The sequence below is a fragment of the Nocardioides sp. genome, from assembly GCF_964229035.1.
In the GTDB taxonomy this organism is placed as follows: Bacteria; Actinomycetota; Actinomycetes; order Propionibacteriales; family Nocardioidaceae; genus Nocardioides.
Genome location: NZ_CAXRAZ010000015.1, coordinates 132,457 through 148,217 on the forward strand (window position 1 = coordinate 132,457; position 15,761 = coordinate 148,217).

Consider the following 15,761-nt stretch of genomic DNA (forward strand, 5'->3'; position numbering starts at 1 on the left):
GTGTCGACGATGCGGGCACGAGCATGCCGCATCCGCCCTAGATTGCGTGCGTGCCGTTCACCCTGAGCCATCCGCTGGCGGTGCTGCCCCTGCAGCGGAGCGGACTCCCGGTGGCGGCGCTGGTGGCGGGCTCGATGGTGCCCGACCTCCCGCTGTTCGCGCAGTCGAGTCGCGGCTACGAGCTGTCGCACAGCTTCGCCGGCGTGGTGACCCTCGACGTCGCGATGACGATGGCGGTGCTCGCACTCTGGTTCGGGTTCGTGCGCGATGCGGTGGTCGACCTCTCCCCCACCGCGGTGCGCTCACGGCTGCCCGCCCACGTCCGCATCGCGCCGCGCACGTGGCTCCTCGCTGTTCCTGCAGCGGCGATCGGCGCCCTGACCCACGTCGTGTGGGACGCCTTCACCCACGCCGGTCGCTGGGGCGTCGACGCCGTCGGGTGGTTGCAGCGCGACCACCTCGGCATCGCCGGGTCGCGCTGGGCGCAGGACGTCTCGAGCCTGGTCGGGCTCGCAGTGCTGGCTGCCGCCGCGCTCGCCCACCTGCGCTCACGCCCACCCTCGAGGACGACGCCCGCCCACCCCCGCTGGGCACGCGCACTGCTGCCGGCGGTGCCGCTCGTCGGCGTCCTCACCCTGGTAGGCACCGTGCTGCTGCGGAACGACCTCGACCCGCGCACGGCCGTCGTCGTCGGACTGATCGACGCCATCCCCGCGGCGCTGCTGGCACTGGTCGCGGTGGGCCTCGTGTGGCGGGCGACGCTGGCGCCTCCCGCGACTCGCTCGACTCGTTCGACCCGTTCGACTCGGTCCGGCGAGGGACCATGAGCCGGACTAGTGCAGCGCGGTCGAGTGACGCGGCGGAACAGGGCCGGGCGCAGGAGCTGCGCCGAGCACTCCATTCCCAGGCCGATCCCGAAGCGGCCGCCGGCCTGCAGCGCTTCTTCCTCGAGCCGGTGCCGGCCCTCGGCGTGCGCAGCGAGACAGTCGCTCGCCTGGCCTACGACTACGCGACCGCCCATCCCCAGCTCTCCCCGCTCGACCGGCTGGCCCTTGCCGACCGCCTCGTCAGCGAGGCGGAGCACCACGAGGAGCCACTGCTCGGATTCGCCCTGCTCCATCGGATCGCGAGGAGGCATCTCGGTCCGGAGCTGCTCGACCACGCGGAACGCTGGCTGGAGCACTCCGTCACCAACTGGGCCCAGTGCGACGACCTGTGCCTCAAGCTGCTCCACCCCTACTTCACCGGGCACCTGGGCGACATCTCCCGCAGCCGCGGATGGGTGCGGTCGTCGAGCCCCTGGGCGCGCCGCGCGGCCAACGTCGCGATGGTGAAGCTCGTGCAGCGCAGGATCGGCGGGGAGATCTACCGGCTCCCGGTCGCGCACGTCTTCGGCAACTGCGAAGCACTCATGGACGACGCCGACACCTACGTGCAGAAGGGATGCGGCTGGCTGCTCAAAGTCACTGCGCCGGTCCACCAGCAGGAGACCGAGGAGTTCCTGCGCACCTGGCGCCACCGGATGAAGCGCGACACCTTCCGCTACGCCCTCGAGAAGCTTGATCCGGCGACACGGGCGCGGCTCATGGCCCTGCCGTCGTCCGCGAACTGAGGAACGCGACAGGTCCGCTGGCAGAAGACCGCACGCCGCCGACGTCACGTACGCGCGACGGAACGATCTGTTTTCGGATTCGCAGGCGCTCTCTCGCCGGCCGCCCTAGGGTGCGAGGTCCGCGGCGACCTCGGCCGCAACACCCCCACTCTCGCGGAGACACCATGCGGCCACGCTCCCTGCCCGTATCGATCCTCACCACCCTGGCAACCGCCGCGGCCCTGACGGCCGGCCCGCTGGCCGACGCCGGCCACGCGGCTCCAACGACCACCATCAGCCAGGTCGCCACGCCCGCTCCCGGTCACGTCACCGGGACGGTCACGAGCGACGCCGCATTCATCCGGGTCAGCCTGGTCAGCGATCAAGGGACTCTCGCGGACGACGTCCGCGCGGTGCCGCCCGAGTCACTCACCGTGACCTTCGACCTGCCCACCTGGGGGTTTCCCGACGCCACCGCAGTGCAGGTCGCGACCTGCTCCGGCCCTTCCTCGTGTGGAGGTGTGGCGGACTCGCAGTCGTTCACGCCGATCGACCTGACGCCCACGGTGACGTGGCCGAGCGACTCCACGATCGGTCCCAGCGACGGGCCGATCGTGGTCACGGTCGCCGATCCCGATGGAGGTGGTGGCCTCCGAGTGATCGAACGGAAGCCAGACGGGGATCAGTTCGTCGCCAACCTCCCCCGCGATGAAGCCACCCCGCTGTACTTCTACGACGGCGTCCACGATCTCCGGGTGCAGCGCTGCGCGCGCGGGAACTCTCCCTGTCGGAGCTATCCCGACCTCGACACGCGGATCGAGGTTCGTCGCTATCTCTACGCCTACATCGGCCAAGTGGCCTCATCCGTCATCGCCCCGGACGACACCAGCGCACCCGACATCGAGGTGCCCATCTCGGTCGGAAGTGGCAGCAACCTCACCGCTCGCCTCCGGGTCCACTCCGCCACTACCGACAGGGAGGTACGCGGTTTCGGGGCCACCGTCGTCGGCCTGACGCGCGACTCCGCGGGGATGGTGGTCGTCCCGATCGATCTGACGGGAATCCGGAGCGGCACCTACGACATTCGGGGAACGGTGGAGTACGACGATCCTGACTTCGGCCATGTGTCCGGGGAGATCAACGCCAGTTGGCCCTTCACCGTGGACGCGGATGCACCGGTGATCTCGTCGGTGGGCGTGTCGTCGACGACGGTGTTCCCCGTCCCCGACGGATATCGCGACCAAATCGATATCTCCGCCGAGGGCTACGACCACAGCCCGGCCACCATCATCTACGAGATCCGCAATGCAGCGGGAACCTTGGTCCGGACCCTGGGCCCCGCCTCCTTCTACGCCTCCAACCTGCAGATCTGGGACGGCCGCGACGACAGAGGACGGATCGTCACTGCAGGTGCCTACACCGTGACGATCACAGCCACCGACTCCCTCGGCCATGCTCGTACCGCACCGCCACTGACCATCACCGTGTCGACCAAGCGGTTGGTGCAGCGCACCTTCACCCGCACCGTCACGGCCAAGGAGTCCCTGGTCGCGAAGAGCGTCGGACGGTGCTCGACGCTCAAGATGCCCTCAGCCCGCGGCTGGCGCGGCTCGATGGGCCTCTACACGGGCACTCGTTGCAAGGGCAGCATCAAGGCGACCCTGGTCAGTACCGCCCACGCACTCCGCGTTCCTGCGGCGCTGCGCTACGGATCGATCCGCGTGACCGCCTACGGCGGCGCCGCCAAGGCGGAGCCGCGGAGTCTCGCCTACCTCACCTACCTCCATCCCAAGGACGGGTGGGGGGCCGATACCCAGATGAGCACCCGCCTCGGCGATCACGCCGGAACGACAGTCCGAGCCGGCGACTACCTCTTCAAGGACGGCACCTTCGAATGGGGCGCCTACACCGCCGACGGAGCCCGCTACGACATCAAGAACTTCACTGTGCGCATGACCTACAGCGTCCTCCAGTAGTCGCCACTCGACGGGTCGAGGGACGTCACCTGAGTAGGTGGGCTCACGCATGCGACCGCGAGGACGGCCAGGCTGGACGAGCCGGTCCACCTCGACTTCACAGGAGTTCTCGTGTCCTCTTCACTCCCCTCCGCGCCTGCTGCACCCGCCGCCCCCGTCGCCTCGACCCCGCGCGCGGCGTGGTCGCTGTGGCCCCTCGTGGTGGCGCCTGCGGTGGCCGTGGCGACGATGGTCGCGCTGGAGAAGATCTACCCGCTGCTCGAGCTCGGCCCGGCCGGCGACGACTCGCTCTACGCCCTCGTGTACCTCGCCTACGCGATCGTGCTGGCACCGCTGCTCCTCGTCTCGATCGCGCTCGCGGTGGGGAGCCTGGTGCGCCGTCGCCCCCTGTCGACCTGGGCCAGCTCGGGTGTGACGGTCCTCTACGCCGCGGGCACGACGTGGCTGGTCGGATCCGGCTTCGCGAACGACCCGCAGACCTACACGCCCGCATCGATCGCCATTTACGAGTCGGCGCTGACCTGGGTGCTGATCGCCGAGCTCGCTGCCTTCACCCTCCTGCTGGCGGCTCCGCTCGTCGCGCGCCTGAAGAACCGCTAGGTCGATCCGCGCCTGAGCGCCGACACCCGAACGCGACAGAACCCCGCCTGCATCATGCAAGCGGGGTTCTGTGCTTTGCGATCCTGATCAAGTCGGGATCCAGCGGCGGTGACGGAGGGATTTGAACCCTCGGTGGAGTTGCCCCCACAAACGCTTTCGAGGCGTTCTCCTTAGGCCGCTCGGACACGTCACCGGGAGGAACGTTACCGGAGCAGCGCGGGCGGACTGAAATCAGGTCAGCCCGCCGGGACGAGCGCGGGCCCGGTGACCGATCCGGTGGGCGTGTAGACGATCGTGAACTCGCGGAAGTAGGCGAAGCTCTCGCCGTTGAGCTCACGCGCCTGCAGCGAGATCGTGTGCTTCCCGGCCTTGACCGGAACCACGAGGGTCGCTGCTCCGTTGGCCCCGGCGCCGGCAGCGCTGTAGTTGAGGTACCGGTCGACGTCGGTGCTGGCCGTCCTGCCGTCGACGACCAGGCGGTAGTTGGTGAGCGCGATCGGCGGAGGGACCGAGTCCTCGGTGTAGATGGTGCCGGTGATCGTGAGGTAGCCGGCGCGGGTCGTTACGGTGCGCGAGACGACCGGGGCGTAGGTGCCGGAGTCCAGTCGCAGGAAGCTCGAGGCACGGGCCTGCCACACCGTGGGTTCGTCGGCGGTGTCGACTGCGGTGAGACTGCCGTCCTTGATGTCCTTGCCGGTGACGGTGCCGTCCTTGATCTGCTCGCCCGTGATGAGGGCGCCGGCGATGGCGCCTCCCGTGCTGCCGACCAGCAGCACGACGACGAGCAGCGCGAGCGTGAGGGGCGTGAGGCGCTGGGAGGAGCGGGAGCGGTGATCGGACATCCGATCGTCCTTCCGTGGAGCGGGCGCGACCCATGCCGCGCTGTGGCTCGCACGCTAGAGCGGCGCCGCGCCGCCCACGAGCAGAATGAAGGATCTTCACCAAGACGGCCGCCGAGGCGGAGGATCGTGCCTCGCAACGTCGTTGCAACGTCGCATCGCGACGCTAATCCTGAGTAACGCTGGTCACACGGGAGACGACGTTGTCTACTGGTCTCATGACGAAGGGCGCGGCCCCGCACATGCGCGCAGAGGTCGCCGCCTCCTGGGAGCGTTCCGCCGCGGCGGGCGTCGACATCACCCAGCTGGAAGCACCTATCGCGCTCGACGTGCCCGACGTCCGCGGGCTGCGTGAGGCCCACCCGCTCGCGCGCGTCTTCCCCCTCCTGGACGACGTACTGGGCCGCGAGGTGCGCGACTGCGGCGCCGTGATGGCCCTGGCCGATGCGGAGGGCACCCTGCTGTGGGTGTGCGGCACCCCCGACAGGCTGCGCGAGGCCGAGCGCATCGGCTTCACCGAGGGCAGCAACTGGGACGAGCGCCTCGCCGGCACCAACGCCCCGGGCCTGGCGATCGCCACCGGCCGCGAGGCGTTCGTGACCCGCGACGAGCACTTCCGCGCCTCCGTGCGCACCTGGAGCTGCGCGGCCACGCCCATCCACGACCCGGTGAGCAGCCGGCTGCTCGGCGTCCTCGACGTCACCGGCGGCGACGCGATCGTCGTCCCGCAGACGATGGCGATGGTGCGCGCGGCCGCCCGGCTCGCCGAGGCCGAACTGGGGCGCCAAGCGCCCCCGCCGCCCACCGCCGAGCGGGGCAACGGCCTGCGCCTGCTGCTCGAGCTCCTCGGGCACAGCGAGGCCCTCGTCACCGTGGACGACGGCCGCGGCCGCCTCACGCGCCTGCGCCTCTCGCGCCGCCACTCCGAGATCGTCACCCTGCTCGCAGCCTCACCCGCCGGCCTGAGCGGTGATGAGCTCGCGGTGCTGCTCTACGAGGAGGACGGCGGCTCCTCCACCCTGCGCGCCGAGCTCAACCGCCTGCGCGGGCTGCTGGGCGAAGAGCTGCTCGCCTCGCGCCCCTACCGCCTCACCGCGCCGGTCACCGGCGACTGGCTCGCCGTGCAGGCGCAGCTCGCGGCCGGCGACCTGCGCGCGGCGATGCGCGGCTACGGCGGTCCACTGCTCCCCCGCTCCACCGCCCCCGGCATCGTCGGCATGCGCGACGCGCTCGAGGCCTCCGTGCGCCAGGCCCTGCTGCGGTCGGGACAGGCCGACCTCATGTCCGCCTGGACCCGCTCGGGCTGGGGCCGCGACGACTACGAGATGTGGCTGGCCCAGCGGGCCGTCGTCCCCGCCGCCTCGCCGATGCGGGCACTCGTCGAGGGCCAGATCGCGCGCCTCGACCGCGACCTCGCCTGAGTCCGCACGCGCTCCCGCAGACCGTCCCCGCGGCGGCGCCGACACACCTCGTCGCCCACCTCAGCGACGGCGCGGTCGCGTCCGCATGCCCACTGCAGCGGGGGCCGAAAGACCCGGTGCCGTTGCAACGAAGCCGCAACGTGGCCGCTCCTAGCGTGGTGATCGCCGTCACAGCGACGGCACATCGACCCACTGGAGTGAGCACCATGACCATCTACGCCGCACCCGGCCAGCCCGACTCGCTGGTCACCGTCGCCTCCCGCTACGGCCACTACATCGGTGGCCAGTGGGTCGACCCGATCAAGGGCGAGTACTTCGAGAACATCTCGCCCGTCAACGGCAAGCCCTTCACCGAGATCGCCCGCGGCACCGCCGACGACATCGAGGCCGCGCTGGACGCCGCCCACGCCGTCGCGCCGTCCTGGGGCAAGACCTCGACCACCGAGCGCTCCAACATCCTGCTCAAGATCGCCGACGTGATGGAGGCGAACCTGGCTGCGATCGCCGTGGCCGAGACGTGGGAGAACGGCAAGCCGGTGCGCGAGACCCTCGCCGCCGACATCCCGCTGGCCATCGACCACTTCCGCTACTTCGCCGGCGCCCTGCGGGCCCAGGAGGGCTCGATCGGCGAGATCGACGAGAACACGATGGCCTACCACTTCCACGAGCCGCTGGGCGTGGTCGGGCAGATCATCCCGTGGAACTTCCCCATCCTGATGGCGGTCTGGAAGCTGGCCCCCGCGCTGGCCGCCGGCAACTGCGTGGTGCTCAAGCCCGCCGAGCAGACCCCCTGGTCGATCCTCAAGGTCGTCGAGCTGATCGCCGACCTGCTGCCGGCCGGCGTGCTCAACGTCGTCAACGGCTTCGGCGTGGAGGCCGGCAAGCCGCTGGCGTCGTCGCCCCGCGTGGCCAAGGTGGCCTTCACCGGCGAGACCACGACGGGCCGGCTGATCATGCAGTACGCCAGCCAGAACATCATCCCGGTGACGCTGGAGCTGGGCGGCAAGAGCCCCAACATCTTCTTCGACTCCGTGGGGGCCGAGCGCGACGCGTTCTACGACAAGGCGCTCGAGGGCTTCGCGATGTTCGCGCTCAACCAGGGCGAGGTGTGCACCTGCCCCTCCCGCGCGCTGGTGCAGCGCTCGATGTACTCCGACTTCGTGGGCGACGCCGTCACGCGCGTGGAGAAGATCGTGCAGGGCAACCCGCTCGACGTCGCCACGATGATCGGTGCGCAGGCCTCGGCCGACCAGCTGGAGAAGATCCTGTCCTACATCGACATCGGCAGGGCCGAGGGCGCCCGGGTGCTCACCGGCGGCGAGCGGGCGGTGCTCGAGGGCGACCTCGCGGGCGGCTACTACGTGCAGCCGACCATCTTCGAGGGCGACAACTCGATGCGGATCTTCCAGGAGGAGATCTTCGGGCCGGTGGTGTCGCTGACCTCCTTCGACGACGAGGCCGACGCGCTGAAGATCGCCAACGACACCCTCTACGGCCTCGGCGCCGGGGTGTGGAGCCGCGACGGCGCCCAGGCCTTCCGCGCCGGGAAGGCGATCAAGGCCGGCCGCGTGTGGACCAACTGCTACCACGCCTACCCGGCCCACGCGGCGTTCGGCGGCTACAAGCAGTCGGGCATCGGCCGCGAGACCCACAAGATGATGCTCGACCACTACCAGCAGACCAAGAACCTGCTGGTGTCCTACAGCCCGGACGCCCTGGGCTTCTTCTGATGCCGGACCCGACCGCCGCCCCGGCGCGGGTCGCGGTCACCGAGGAGGCGGCGCAGCTGCTGCGCCGCCTCACCGGCGACCACGGGCCGCTGATGTTCCACCAGTCCGGCGGCTGCTGCGACGGCTCGTCGCCGATGTGCTTCCCCGACGGCGACTTCCTGCTGAGCGACGCCGACGTGCACCTCGGCGACCTCGACGTCGGGCTCGAGCGCGGCGTCCCGGTGTGGATGAGCCGGGCCCAGTTCGCGTACTGGTCCCACACCCACCTCACGATCGACGTCGTGCGGGGGCGCGGGGCGGGCTTCTCGGTGGAGGCGCCCCACGGGGTGCGGTTCCTCATCCGCTCGCGGTTGTTCACCGACGACGAAGCCGCGCTGCTCGAGTCGTGATCCGGGGCTCAGCCTGACGGGCGGTGCTCGGCGAAGAAGGCCTGCAGCAGCGCCGCGCACTCCTCCTCCAGCACCCCGGACACGACCTCGGGGCGGTGGTTGAGACGCCGGTCGCGCACGACGTCCCACAGCGAGCCGACCGCCCCCGCCTTGGGGTCGAAGGCGCCGAAGACGACGCGGTCCACCCGCGCCAGCACGGCCGCACCGGCGCACATCGTGCAGGGCTCGAGGGTCACCACGAGGGTGCAGCCCTCGAGCCGCCACTCCCCGCGCGCCGCAGCCGCGGCGCGCAGCGCCACCACCTCGGCGTGGCCGGTGGGGGCGGCGTGGACCTCGCGCACGTTGCGGCCGCGGCCGAGGACCGCGCCGTCGGCGTCCACCACCACCGCACCGATCGGGACGTCGGCGGTGGCCGCGGCACGCTCGGCCTCGGCGAGCGCGTGCCGCATCGCCGGCTCCCACGCACGCTGGATCGGGGTCACGCCCCGGATCATGTCAGGCGCCGGTCGGCTCCGGCTCGAGCCCGACGACGTCGTCGAAGAGCTCGCCGAACCCGAGCACGTCGGCGAGGTCGGAGAGCAGCTCGTCCACGACCAGGTCGTCGTCGGCGTCGAAGTCGTCGAGCAGCTCGCCCAGCTCGGACGCCGGCACCCCGAGGTCGGCGAGCAGAGCGAGGTCGCCCACCGGGGCGGGGTCGTCGTCCTCGGCGTCGAGCACCAGGCCGAGGTGCTCCAGCGCGGAGGCGGCCAGCTCCCACTCCAGGGCGGCGGTGAGGTCGGAGAGCAGCAGCCGCACCTGGGCCCCGGTGACGCGCAGGACGAGGAAGGCGTCCTCGTCGAGCGCGATCAGCGCGACCGCCCCGGCCTCGCCCGGCAGTCGCCGCAGCGCATGGGCGAGCGAGGCGACGTCGGCCTCGAGGTCGTGGGCGAGCTCGGCCACGCGCCACTCGCCGTCCACCTGGTAGGCGGCGAGGGCGAAGTCGACGTTCTCGAGGAGCTCGACCATGCGCCCAGGGTGACACCCCCGGCCACCGGGCGCCAGGGGGTTAGGGTGACGGCCATGCGGACCCTCGTCGTCGACCACCCGCTGGTGGCGCACAAGCTGACGGTGCTGCGCGACGAGCGCACCGACTCCCCCACCTTCCGGCTGCTCACCGACGAGCTCGTCACCCTGCTGGCCTACGAGGCCACCCGCGAGGTGCGGGTCGAGCCGCACGACATCACCACCCCGGTGGCGCCGATGACCGGCATCCGGCTGGCCACGCCCAAGCCGCTCGTGGTGCCGATCCTGCGGGCGGGCCTCGGGATGCTCGACGGCATGATGCGCCTGCTCCCCACCGCCGAGGTCGGCTTCCTCGGCCTCGTGCGCGACGAGGAGACCCTGGAGGCCTCCACCTACGCCGAGCGGCTGCCCGAGGACCTCTCGGGTCGCCAGTGCTACGTGCTCGACCCGATGCTGGCCACCGGCGGCACCCTGGCGGCCGCGCTGCGCTTCCTCGTGGACCGCGGCGCCGACCACATCACCTGCGTGTGCCTGCTCGCCGCCCCCGAGGGCTGCGCCCGGCTGGAGGAGCTCACCGCCGACCTCACCATCCCGATCACCGTCGTGACGGCGGCGATGGACGAGCGGCTCAACGAGAAGGGCTACATCGTGCCCGGGCTCGGCGACGCCGGCGACCGCCTCTACGGCCTGGCCCAGTAGCGGGGCCGCTCCGGCCGATCCGCTCGGTTTCGCGGCTTCGCGGCCCGGATACGGTCGGGGGCATGCTCGAGGTTCTCGGACTCACCCGGGTCTTCGGCGACACCACGGTCGTCGACGACGTCTCGTTCACCGTCGCCCCCGGGCGCGTGACGGGCTTCGTCGGCGCGAACGGCGCCGGCAAGACCACCACCATGCGGATGCTGATGGGCGTGCTCGCTCCGACGTCGGGGCAGGTGCGCTGGCACGACGCCCCGATCGACGCCGCCACCCGCCGCACCTTCGGCTACATGCCGGAGGAGCGTGGTCTCTACCCGCGGATGCGGCTGCGCGACCAGCTGGTCTACTTCGCCCGGCTGCACGGCATCGGGGCGGCCGACGCCGGCGCCCGGGCCGACGCGCTGCTGGCGCACTTCGGGCTCACCGACCGCGCGGGTGACCTGCTCGACGAGCTGTCCCTGGGCAACCAGCAGCGGGTGCAGGTCGCGGCCGCGCTCGTGCACCGCCCGCAGGCCCTCGTCCTGGACGAGCCCTTCAGCGGCCTCGACCCGCTCGCCGTCGACACCATGATCGACCTGCTGCGCACCGAGGCCGGCGACCTCCCGCTGCTGTTCTCCAGCCACCAGCTCGACCTCGTCGAGCGGCTGTGCGACGACCTCGTCATCCTCGCCGCCGGCCGGGTGGTGGCCGCCGGACCGGTGGCCGAGCTGCGCGGCTCCGGCCCCACGCGCTACCGCGTCGTGCTGGAGGGCCAGGACGCCGGCTGGCTGCGCGACCTGCGCGGCGTCGTCGTGGAGGACGTGGACGGCACCGCCGCCCAGGTGGTGCTCGACGGTCTCGACGCGGGCGCCCTCACCCGCGCCGTGCTCGACCGCGGCGGTCTGCGCGAGCTCGCACTGGTGCAGCCCCGGCTCTCCGAGATCTTCCGGGAGGTGGCCCGATGAGCACCCCCACCGGCACCTCGCCCACCCCGATCTGGCGCGTGGTCGCCCAGCGCGAGATCGACACCCAGCTGCGCTCGAAGGCGTTCCGCATCAGCACCGCGATCATGCTCCTCGGCATCGTCGGGCTCACGATCGCGCTGCGGCTGCTGGGCGGCCAGGAGTCCACGGCCACCGTCGCCGTCGTCGGCGACTCCGCGACCGGGATCGTCGCCGCGGCGGACGACCTCACCGAGGGTCTCGACGACGCCCACCGCCTCGAGGAGCGGCGGGTCGCCGACACCGCGGCGGCCGAGCAGGCCGTGCGCGACGGCGACGTCGACCTCGCCCTGCTGCCCACCGCCGACGGCTTCGAGCTGGTGGGCGCCGACTCCCTCGACCCGGTCGTGTCCCAGGCCCTCACGGCCGCGGTGTCGCAGGTCGTCACCCAGCGCAACGCCGACGCCGACGGCGTCGACCTCGCCGCCCTGGCCCGCGGCACGAGCGTGGGCGAGCGGCTGCTGAACACCGACGTCGAGGACGCCGACCTGCGGTCCTCGGCGGCGTTCTTCTTCGTGCTGGTCTTCTACGCCACCGCGGTGACCTTCGGGTCCGCGATCGCCTCGGCGGTGGTCACGGAGAAGGAGAGCCGGGTGGTGGAGATCCTCGCCGCCGCGGTGCCGATCCGGGCGCTGCTGTGGGGCAAGGTGATCGGCAACAGCGCCGTCGCGCTCGGACAGGTGGCCCTGCTGGTGGCCACGACCGCGATCTCACTGGCCGCCACCGGCAACACCGACGCCCTGGGCACCCTCGCCCCGGCGCTGGGGTGGTACGTGCCGTTCTTCCTGCTGGGCTTCGTCGCCCTCGCCGGGGTGTGGTCGGTGGCGGGCTCGATCGCGGGCCGCACCCAGGACCTCGGCGCCACCACGACCCCGATCAACCTGCTGCTCTTCGCGCCCTACCTGCTGGCGGTCTCGGCCGGCGACCAGGTCAAGGAGACCGCCTCGCTGCTGCCCGTCATCTCCACGATGGTGATGCCCAGCCGGCTCGCCGAGGGCGAGGTCCCGCTGTGGCAGCTCGGGGTCGCGCTGGGCGGCACCGCGCTGGCCACCGTGCTGCTGGTGCGGATCTCGGCGCGGGTCTACGAGGCCACCGTGCTGCGCACCGGACGCCGGATCGGCTACCGCGAGGCGCTGTGGATGCGAGCCGACTGACCCGGCGCGACCTCAGTCGGTGCCCCGGGCGTAGAGCTGGGCGTGGGCGGCCACGAACCGGCCGTTGAGGGTGGAGAACCGCAGCGCGATGATGCTCAGCGTCGGGCCCATCAGGGTCGTGACGTTGGGGTCCGCCGCCAGCAGCCCCTCGGGGCTCGCGAGGTGGTGGTGCCCCCCGAGCAGGTGCCCGATCTCGTGCGCCATCGTCTTGCCTGTGGCGTCGCTGACCGGCAGCCGGATCCCGAGCGAGGCCAGCAGCCCGCCGCCGGGTCGGATCACCTCGCCCACCGCGAAGGCGCGGTCGGCGAAGCGGATGCCGCCGATGCAGTCGGCCAGGCCCGCCACGTTGCTGCCGGTGGGCGGCCCGCCGGTGATGTCCTTCGTGGTCATCGTGTAGACGACGTCGACGCCGGCCGGGCGGCGGCCGCCGTAGAGCCGCTTGGCGGCGGCGTTGAGGGCGGGCGCGCTGCGGGTGCGGAAGTCGACCGTCTCGTAGGTGGCCGTGACGGTGATGTTCAGCGGCGCGTAGGCCCGGCGCATCGCCGCGACCGCCTGCCGGGCGACGCGGCGGGGCGCGCCGTCGAGGAGCACGCGCACGTCGAGGTCCACCGGGCTCAGCTCGAGCGCGACGGCGTGGGGCACGAGCTCGGTGCACAGCGCCTCGCCCTCCACGTCGATCGGCACCACGACGGGCGGGACGGCGTCGGCGCCGCGTGAGAGCGGCACGAGCGCGGTGGCGGCCAGCACCAGCGCCGGCACGAGCCGGCGGGCCACGGCCCGGCGGCTCACTCGCGGCCCGCCAGCGCCAGGGTGACCCCGAGGCCGATCATCGAGGCACCACCGACCACGCCGAGCGCCTCGCCGCGGCGGGGCGAGCCGAGGAACCAGCCGCGCACGCGGGCGGCGAGCACGGCCCAGGCGGAGTCGGAGACGATGGCCAGCGCCACCGCCACCGCGCCGAGCAGCAGCATCTGTGCGGCGACCTGCCCCTCACCGCGGTCGACGAACTGCGGCAGCAGCGCGCCCATGATCATGAACCCCTTGGGGTTGGACACCCCGACGACGTAGCCCTGGCGCATCGCGGTGCGCAGCGGCAGCAGTCCGGCTCCGGCGTCGTCGGCCTCGGTGAAGCCGCTGCGGTGCCGGATGGCCTGCACGCCGAGGTAGAGCAGGTAGGCGGCGCCGAGGAGCTTGAGCGCGGTGAAGACGACGATCGACTCCTGGACCACGACCCCGAGACCGGCCGCCACCAGCACCACGATCGTGGCGAGGCCGGCGGTGTTGCCGGCCACGGTGGCCAGCGCCACGCCGCGGCCGTAGGCCAGGGCGCGGCCGACCGTGAAGACCACGCTCGGCCCGGGGATCAGGATGAGGATCCCGGCCGCGAGCGCGAACGGCAGGAGCTGGCCCAGGGAGATCACCCGCCGAGGGTCCCACCCCCACCCCGATCCCGCCACCGGATTCGCGTGCCCCGGGTTCTGCGTTGTCACCAGCGAAATGCACCGGTTTCGGGCCCGGAGTGGTGCATTCCGCTGGTGACAACGGAGAAACAGTGCGCCGGATCAGCGGCGCCACTCCAGCGCGGCGAGGGTCTCGTAGCGGGGGCGACGGCGCGGGCCCTCGCCGAGGTGGGAGGCGAGGAGGTGGAGCGCCGGCGGGCGCCAGGGGTCGAGGTCGGTGGCGACGGTGTCGAGGACCCGCAGCCAGCGGGTGGCGGAGAGGCCGCGACCGCTGCGGGCGACGGTGAGGTGGGGACGGAACCGGGTGCCGTCGACCTCGACGCCGTGGCGGGCGAACGCGGTGCGGCACACGGCGGCGAGGTCACCGAGCCGCTCCTCGGGCCCGTCTGCGGGCACCACACCGAGCCAGAGCACCTTCGCGGCGTCGGGGTGGGGGAAGGCGCCGGCTCCGGCCGGCCGCAGGACGGGGGGCGGCGTGGCGGCGGCGATCGCGGTGAGGGCCTCGACGACGTCGTCCACGCGCCGCGCGGGCGCGGCCCCGGCGAAGGCGAGGGTGACGTGCCACTGCTCGGGCATCGTCCAGCGCCACGCCGGTTCGGCGTCGCGTCGGACGTCGAGGAGCTCCTCGAGGCGCTCGGAGGTGATCTCGTCGGGCAGCAGCGCGGCGAAGATCCGCATGGCGCGAGGCCTAGATGCGGGCGCCCACGAGGGAGCCGACGAGGTAGGTGGCGAGCATCGCGAACAGACCGCCCCCCACGTTGCGCAGCACCGCACGGCCGGCGGGGCCGAAGCTCAGCCGGGCCGAGGTCCAGCCGGTGATCGCGAGCGCGACCGCCACCGAGAGCACGGTGACGGCGACCCGGGCGTCCTGCGGCACGAGGACGATCGTGAGCAGCGGCAGGAGGGCGCCGAGGGTGAAGGCGATCATCGAGGCGAACGCCGCGGCCCAGGGGCTGGTGAGGTCGTCGGGGTCGATGCCGAGCTCGACCTCGGCGTGGGCGCCGAGGGCGTCGTGGTCGGTGAGCTGCTGGGCCACCTGCAGCGCGAGCTCGGCGTCCAGGCCCTTCTCGACGTAGAGGGCGGCCAGCTCGGCCAGCTCCTCCTCGGGCATCTCGCGCAGCTCGCGGCGCTCCTTGTCCAGGAGCGCCTTCTCGGAGTCGCGCTGGGTGGAGACCGACACGTACTCCCCCGCCGCCATGCTCATGGCGCCGGCGACCAGGCCCGCGAGCCCGGCCACGAGGATCTGCGTGCGGTCGGTGGTGGCGCCGGCGACACCCACCACCAGGCCGGCGGTCGAGACGATGCCGTCGTTGGCGCCGAGCACCCCGGCGCGCAGCCAGTTGAGTCGGCTGCCGATGCCGGCGCCGTGGGGCTCGCCCTCGTGTTCGCGGACGTCGTCGACGTCGACGTCGAGCTCGGCGGCAGGGACATCCTCGGTGGTCACCCGGCCCATCCTGGCTGTCCTCGAGACTCGCCTCAACCAAGGCGAGGCTGTCCAGCCTTGAGAGCTGCGGCAGCCCTCCCACGCCGCAGCCCCCGGTGGCGGACCACCGGGGGCTGCGGGAGAGGGTCGCTCAGAGGCCGAGCTCGCGGCCGATGAGCTCCTTCATGATCTCGTTGGAGCCGGCCCAGATCTTGCTCACGCGGGCGTCGCGCCAGGCGCGGGCTACGCGGTACTCGTTCATGAAGCCGTAGCCGCCGTGCAGCTGCACGCAGTGGTCGAGCACATCGTTCTGGATCTGGCTGGTCCACCACTTGGCCTTGGCAGCGTCGACCGGGGTGAGCTCGCCCTTGTCGTGGGCGATGACGCACTGGTCGAGGTAGGCCTCGGAGACCTCGATCTGGGTGAACAGCTCGGCCAGCAGGAACTTGGAGTGCTGGAAGGTGCCGATCGGCACACCGAAGGCCTGACGGTCCTTGGTG

At 72.1% G+C, this 15,761-nt stretch carries 18 protein-coding genes and 1 tRNA gene; 10 read left to right on the forward strand and 9 right to left on the reverse strand.

From position 1 onward, the window contains the following. The first annotated feature begins 50 nt into the window (after positions 1–50). The 4 genes from ACERUN_RS05840 (at position 51) to ACERUN_RS05855 (ending at position 4,167) form a co-directional block, all read left to right on the forward strand. A complete protein-coding gene (locus ACERUN_RS05840; RefSeq protein ID WP_370288875.1) occupies positions 51–827 on the forward strand; it encodes a DUF4184 family protein in 777 nt (258 codons plus the stop codon). Further along, on the forward strand, positions 824–1,612 hold the full coding sequence (locus ACERUN_RS05845; RefSeq protein WP_370288876.1) for a DNA alkylation repair protein: 789 nt from the start codon (positions 824–826) through the stop codon (positions 1,610–1,612). Before ACERUN_RS05840 ends, ACERUN_RS05845 begins: the two co-directional genes overlap by 4 nt. A 164-nt stretch (positions 1,613–1,776) precedes the next feature. Continuing rightward, complete coding sequence (locus ACERUN_RS05850) at positions 1,777–3,567, forward strand: hypothetical protein (RefSeq protein ID WP_370288877.1); 1,791 nt, start codon at positions 1,777–1,779, stop codon at positions 3,565–3,567. Positions 3,568–3,678: 111 nt separating this feature from the next. Further along, the gene (locus tag ACERUN_RS05855; protein ID WP_370288878.1) at positions 3,679–4,167 is read left to right on the forward strand and encodes a hypothetical protein; all 489 of its coding nucleotides are present in this window, start codon (positions 3,679–3,681) and stop codon (positions 4,165–4,167) included. A 106-nt stretch (positions 4,168–4,273) separates the two neighbouring features. Here ACERUN_RS05855 and ACERUN_RS05860 read toward each other — a convergent pair. Both ACERUN_RS05860 and ACERUN_RS05865 read right to left on the reverse strand, forming a co-directional pair. After that, positions 4,274–4,360, reverse strand: a tRNA-Ser gene (locus ACERUN_RS05860). A 43-nt stretch (positions 4,361–4,403) separates the two neighbouring features. Next, entirely contained in the window at positions 4,404–5,009 is a 606-nt protein-coding gene (locus tag ACERUN_RS05865; protein ID WP_370288879.1) for a hypothetical protein, read from the reverse strand. Between the two features lie 215 nt (positions 5,010–5,224). Here ACERUN_RS05865 and ACERUN_RS05870 point away from each other — a divergent pair, with 215 nt between their 5' ends. The 3 genes from ACERUN_RS05870 to ACERUN_RS05880 all read left to right on the forward strand — a co-directional run bounded on the left by ACERUN_RS05870 (position 5,225) and on the right by ACERUN_RS05880 (position 8,546). Continuing rightward, positions 5,225–6,427, forward strand: coding sequence for a GAF domain-containing protein (locus tag ACERUN_RS05870; protein ID WP_370288880.1), 1,203 nt, complete (start codon positions 5,225–5,227; stop codon positions 6,425–6,427). Positions 6,428–6,633: 206 nt separating this feature from the next. Further along, the gene (locus tag ACERUN_RS05875; protein ID WP_370288881.1) at positions 6,634–8,157 is read left to right on the forward strand and encodes an aldehyde dehydrogenase family protein; all 1,524 of its coding nucleotides are present in this window, start codon (positions 6,634–6,636) and stop codon (positions 8,155–8,157) included. Further along, on the forward strand, positions 8,157–8,546 hold the full coding sequence (locus ACERUN_RS05880) for a DUF779 domain-containing protein (RefSeq protein ID WP_370288882.1): 390 nt from the start codon (positions 8,157–8,159) through the stop codon (positions 8,544–8,546). The genes ACERUN_RS05875 and ACERUN_RS05880 overlap by 1 nt, the downstream gene beginning before the upstream one ends. A gap of 8 nt (positions 8,547–8,554) precedes the next feature. Here the strand turns inward: ACERUN_RS05880 and tadA are convergent, their stop codons facing one another. Next, the gene (gene tadA / locus ACERUN_RS05885) at positions 8,555–8,995 is read right to left on the reverse strand and encodes a tRNA adenosine(34) deaminase TadA (RefSeq protein ID WP_370288891.1); all 441 of its coding nucleotides are present in this window, start codon (positions 8,993–8,995) and stop codon (positions 8,555–8,557) included. Between the two features lie 46 nt (positions 8,996–9,041). Further along, positions 9,042–9,551, reverse strand: coding sequence for a tRNA adenosine deaminase-associated protein (locus ACERUN_RS05890; RefSeq protein WP_370288883.1), 510 nt, complete (start codon positions 9,549–9,551; stop codon positions 9,042–9,044). A 54-nt stretch (positions 9,552–9,605) separates the two neighbouring features. On the opposite strand from ACERUN_RS05890, the gene upp reads away from it, so the two are divergent. The 3 genes from upp (at position 9,606) to ACERUN_RS05905 (ending at position 12,378) form a co-directional block, all read left to right on the forward strand. Next, positions 9,606–10,247 carry a uracil phosphoribosyltransferase gene (upp, locus tag ACERUN_RS05895; RefSeq protein WP_370288884.1) on the forward strand — a complete coding sequence of 214 codons (642 nt, stop codon included), beginning with the start codon at positions 9,606–9,608 and terminating at the stop codon, positions 10,245–10,247. Between the two features lie 62 nt (positions 10,248–10,309). Beyond that, positions 10,310–11,188 carry an ABC transporter ATP-binding protein gene (locus ACERUN_RS05900; protein WP_370288885.1) on the forward strand — a complete coding sequence of 293 codons (879 nt, stop codon included), beginning with the start codon at positions 10,310–10,312 and terminating at the stop codon, positions 11,186–11,188. Beyond that, complete coding sequence (locus tag ACERUN_RS05905; protein ID WP_370288886.1) at positions 11,185–12,378, forward strand: ABC transporter permease; 1,194 nt, start codon at positions 11,185–11,187, stop codon at positions 12,376–12,378. Before ACERUN_RS05900 ends, ACERUN_RS05905 begins: the two co-directional genes overlap by 4 nt. 12 nt (positions 12,379–12,390) lie before the next feature. On the opposite strand, the gene ACERUN_RS05910 is transcribed toward ACERUN_RS05905, so the two are convergent. From ACERUN_RS05910 to ACERUN_RS05930, 5 genes are all read right to left on the reverse strand, one after another. After that, entirely contained in the window at positions 12,391–13,152 is a 762-nt protein-coding gene (locus ACERUN_RS05910) for a zinc-dependent metalloprotease family protein (protein ID WP_370288887.1), read from the reverse strand. Positions 13,153–13,163: 11 nt separating this feature from the next. Continuing rightward, positions 13,164–13,799 carry a LysE family translocator gene (locus ACERUN_RS05915; protein WP_370288888.1) on the reverse strand — a complete coding sequence of 212 codons (636 nt, stop codon included), beginning with the start codon at positions 13,797–13,799 and terminating at the stop codon, positions 13,164–13,166. Between the two features lie 141 nt (positions 13,800–13,940). Continuing rightward, positions 13,941–14,516, reverse strand: coding sequence for an RNA 2',3'-cyclic phosphodiesterase (thpR, locus tag ACERUN_RS05920; RefSeq protein ID WP_370288889.1), 576 nt, complete (start codon positions 14,514–14,516; stop codon positions 13,941–13,943). 10 nt (positions 14,517–14,526) lie between these two features. Beyond that, the gene (locus tag ACERUN_RS05925; protein WP_370288890.1) at positions 14,527–15,291 is read right to left on the reverse strand and encodes a VIT family protein; all 765 of its coding nucleotides are present in this window, start codon (positions 15,289–15,291) and stop codon (positions 14,527–14,529) included. Positions 15,292–15,412: 121 nt separating this feature from the next. Continuing rightward, a partial coding sequence (locus ACERUN_RS05930) for an acyl-CoA dehydrogenase family protein (protein ID WP_370249813.1) occupies positions 15,413–15,761 on the reverse strand: 349 nt, incomplete at its 5' end.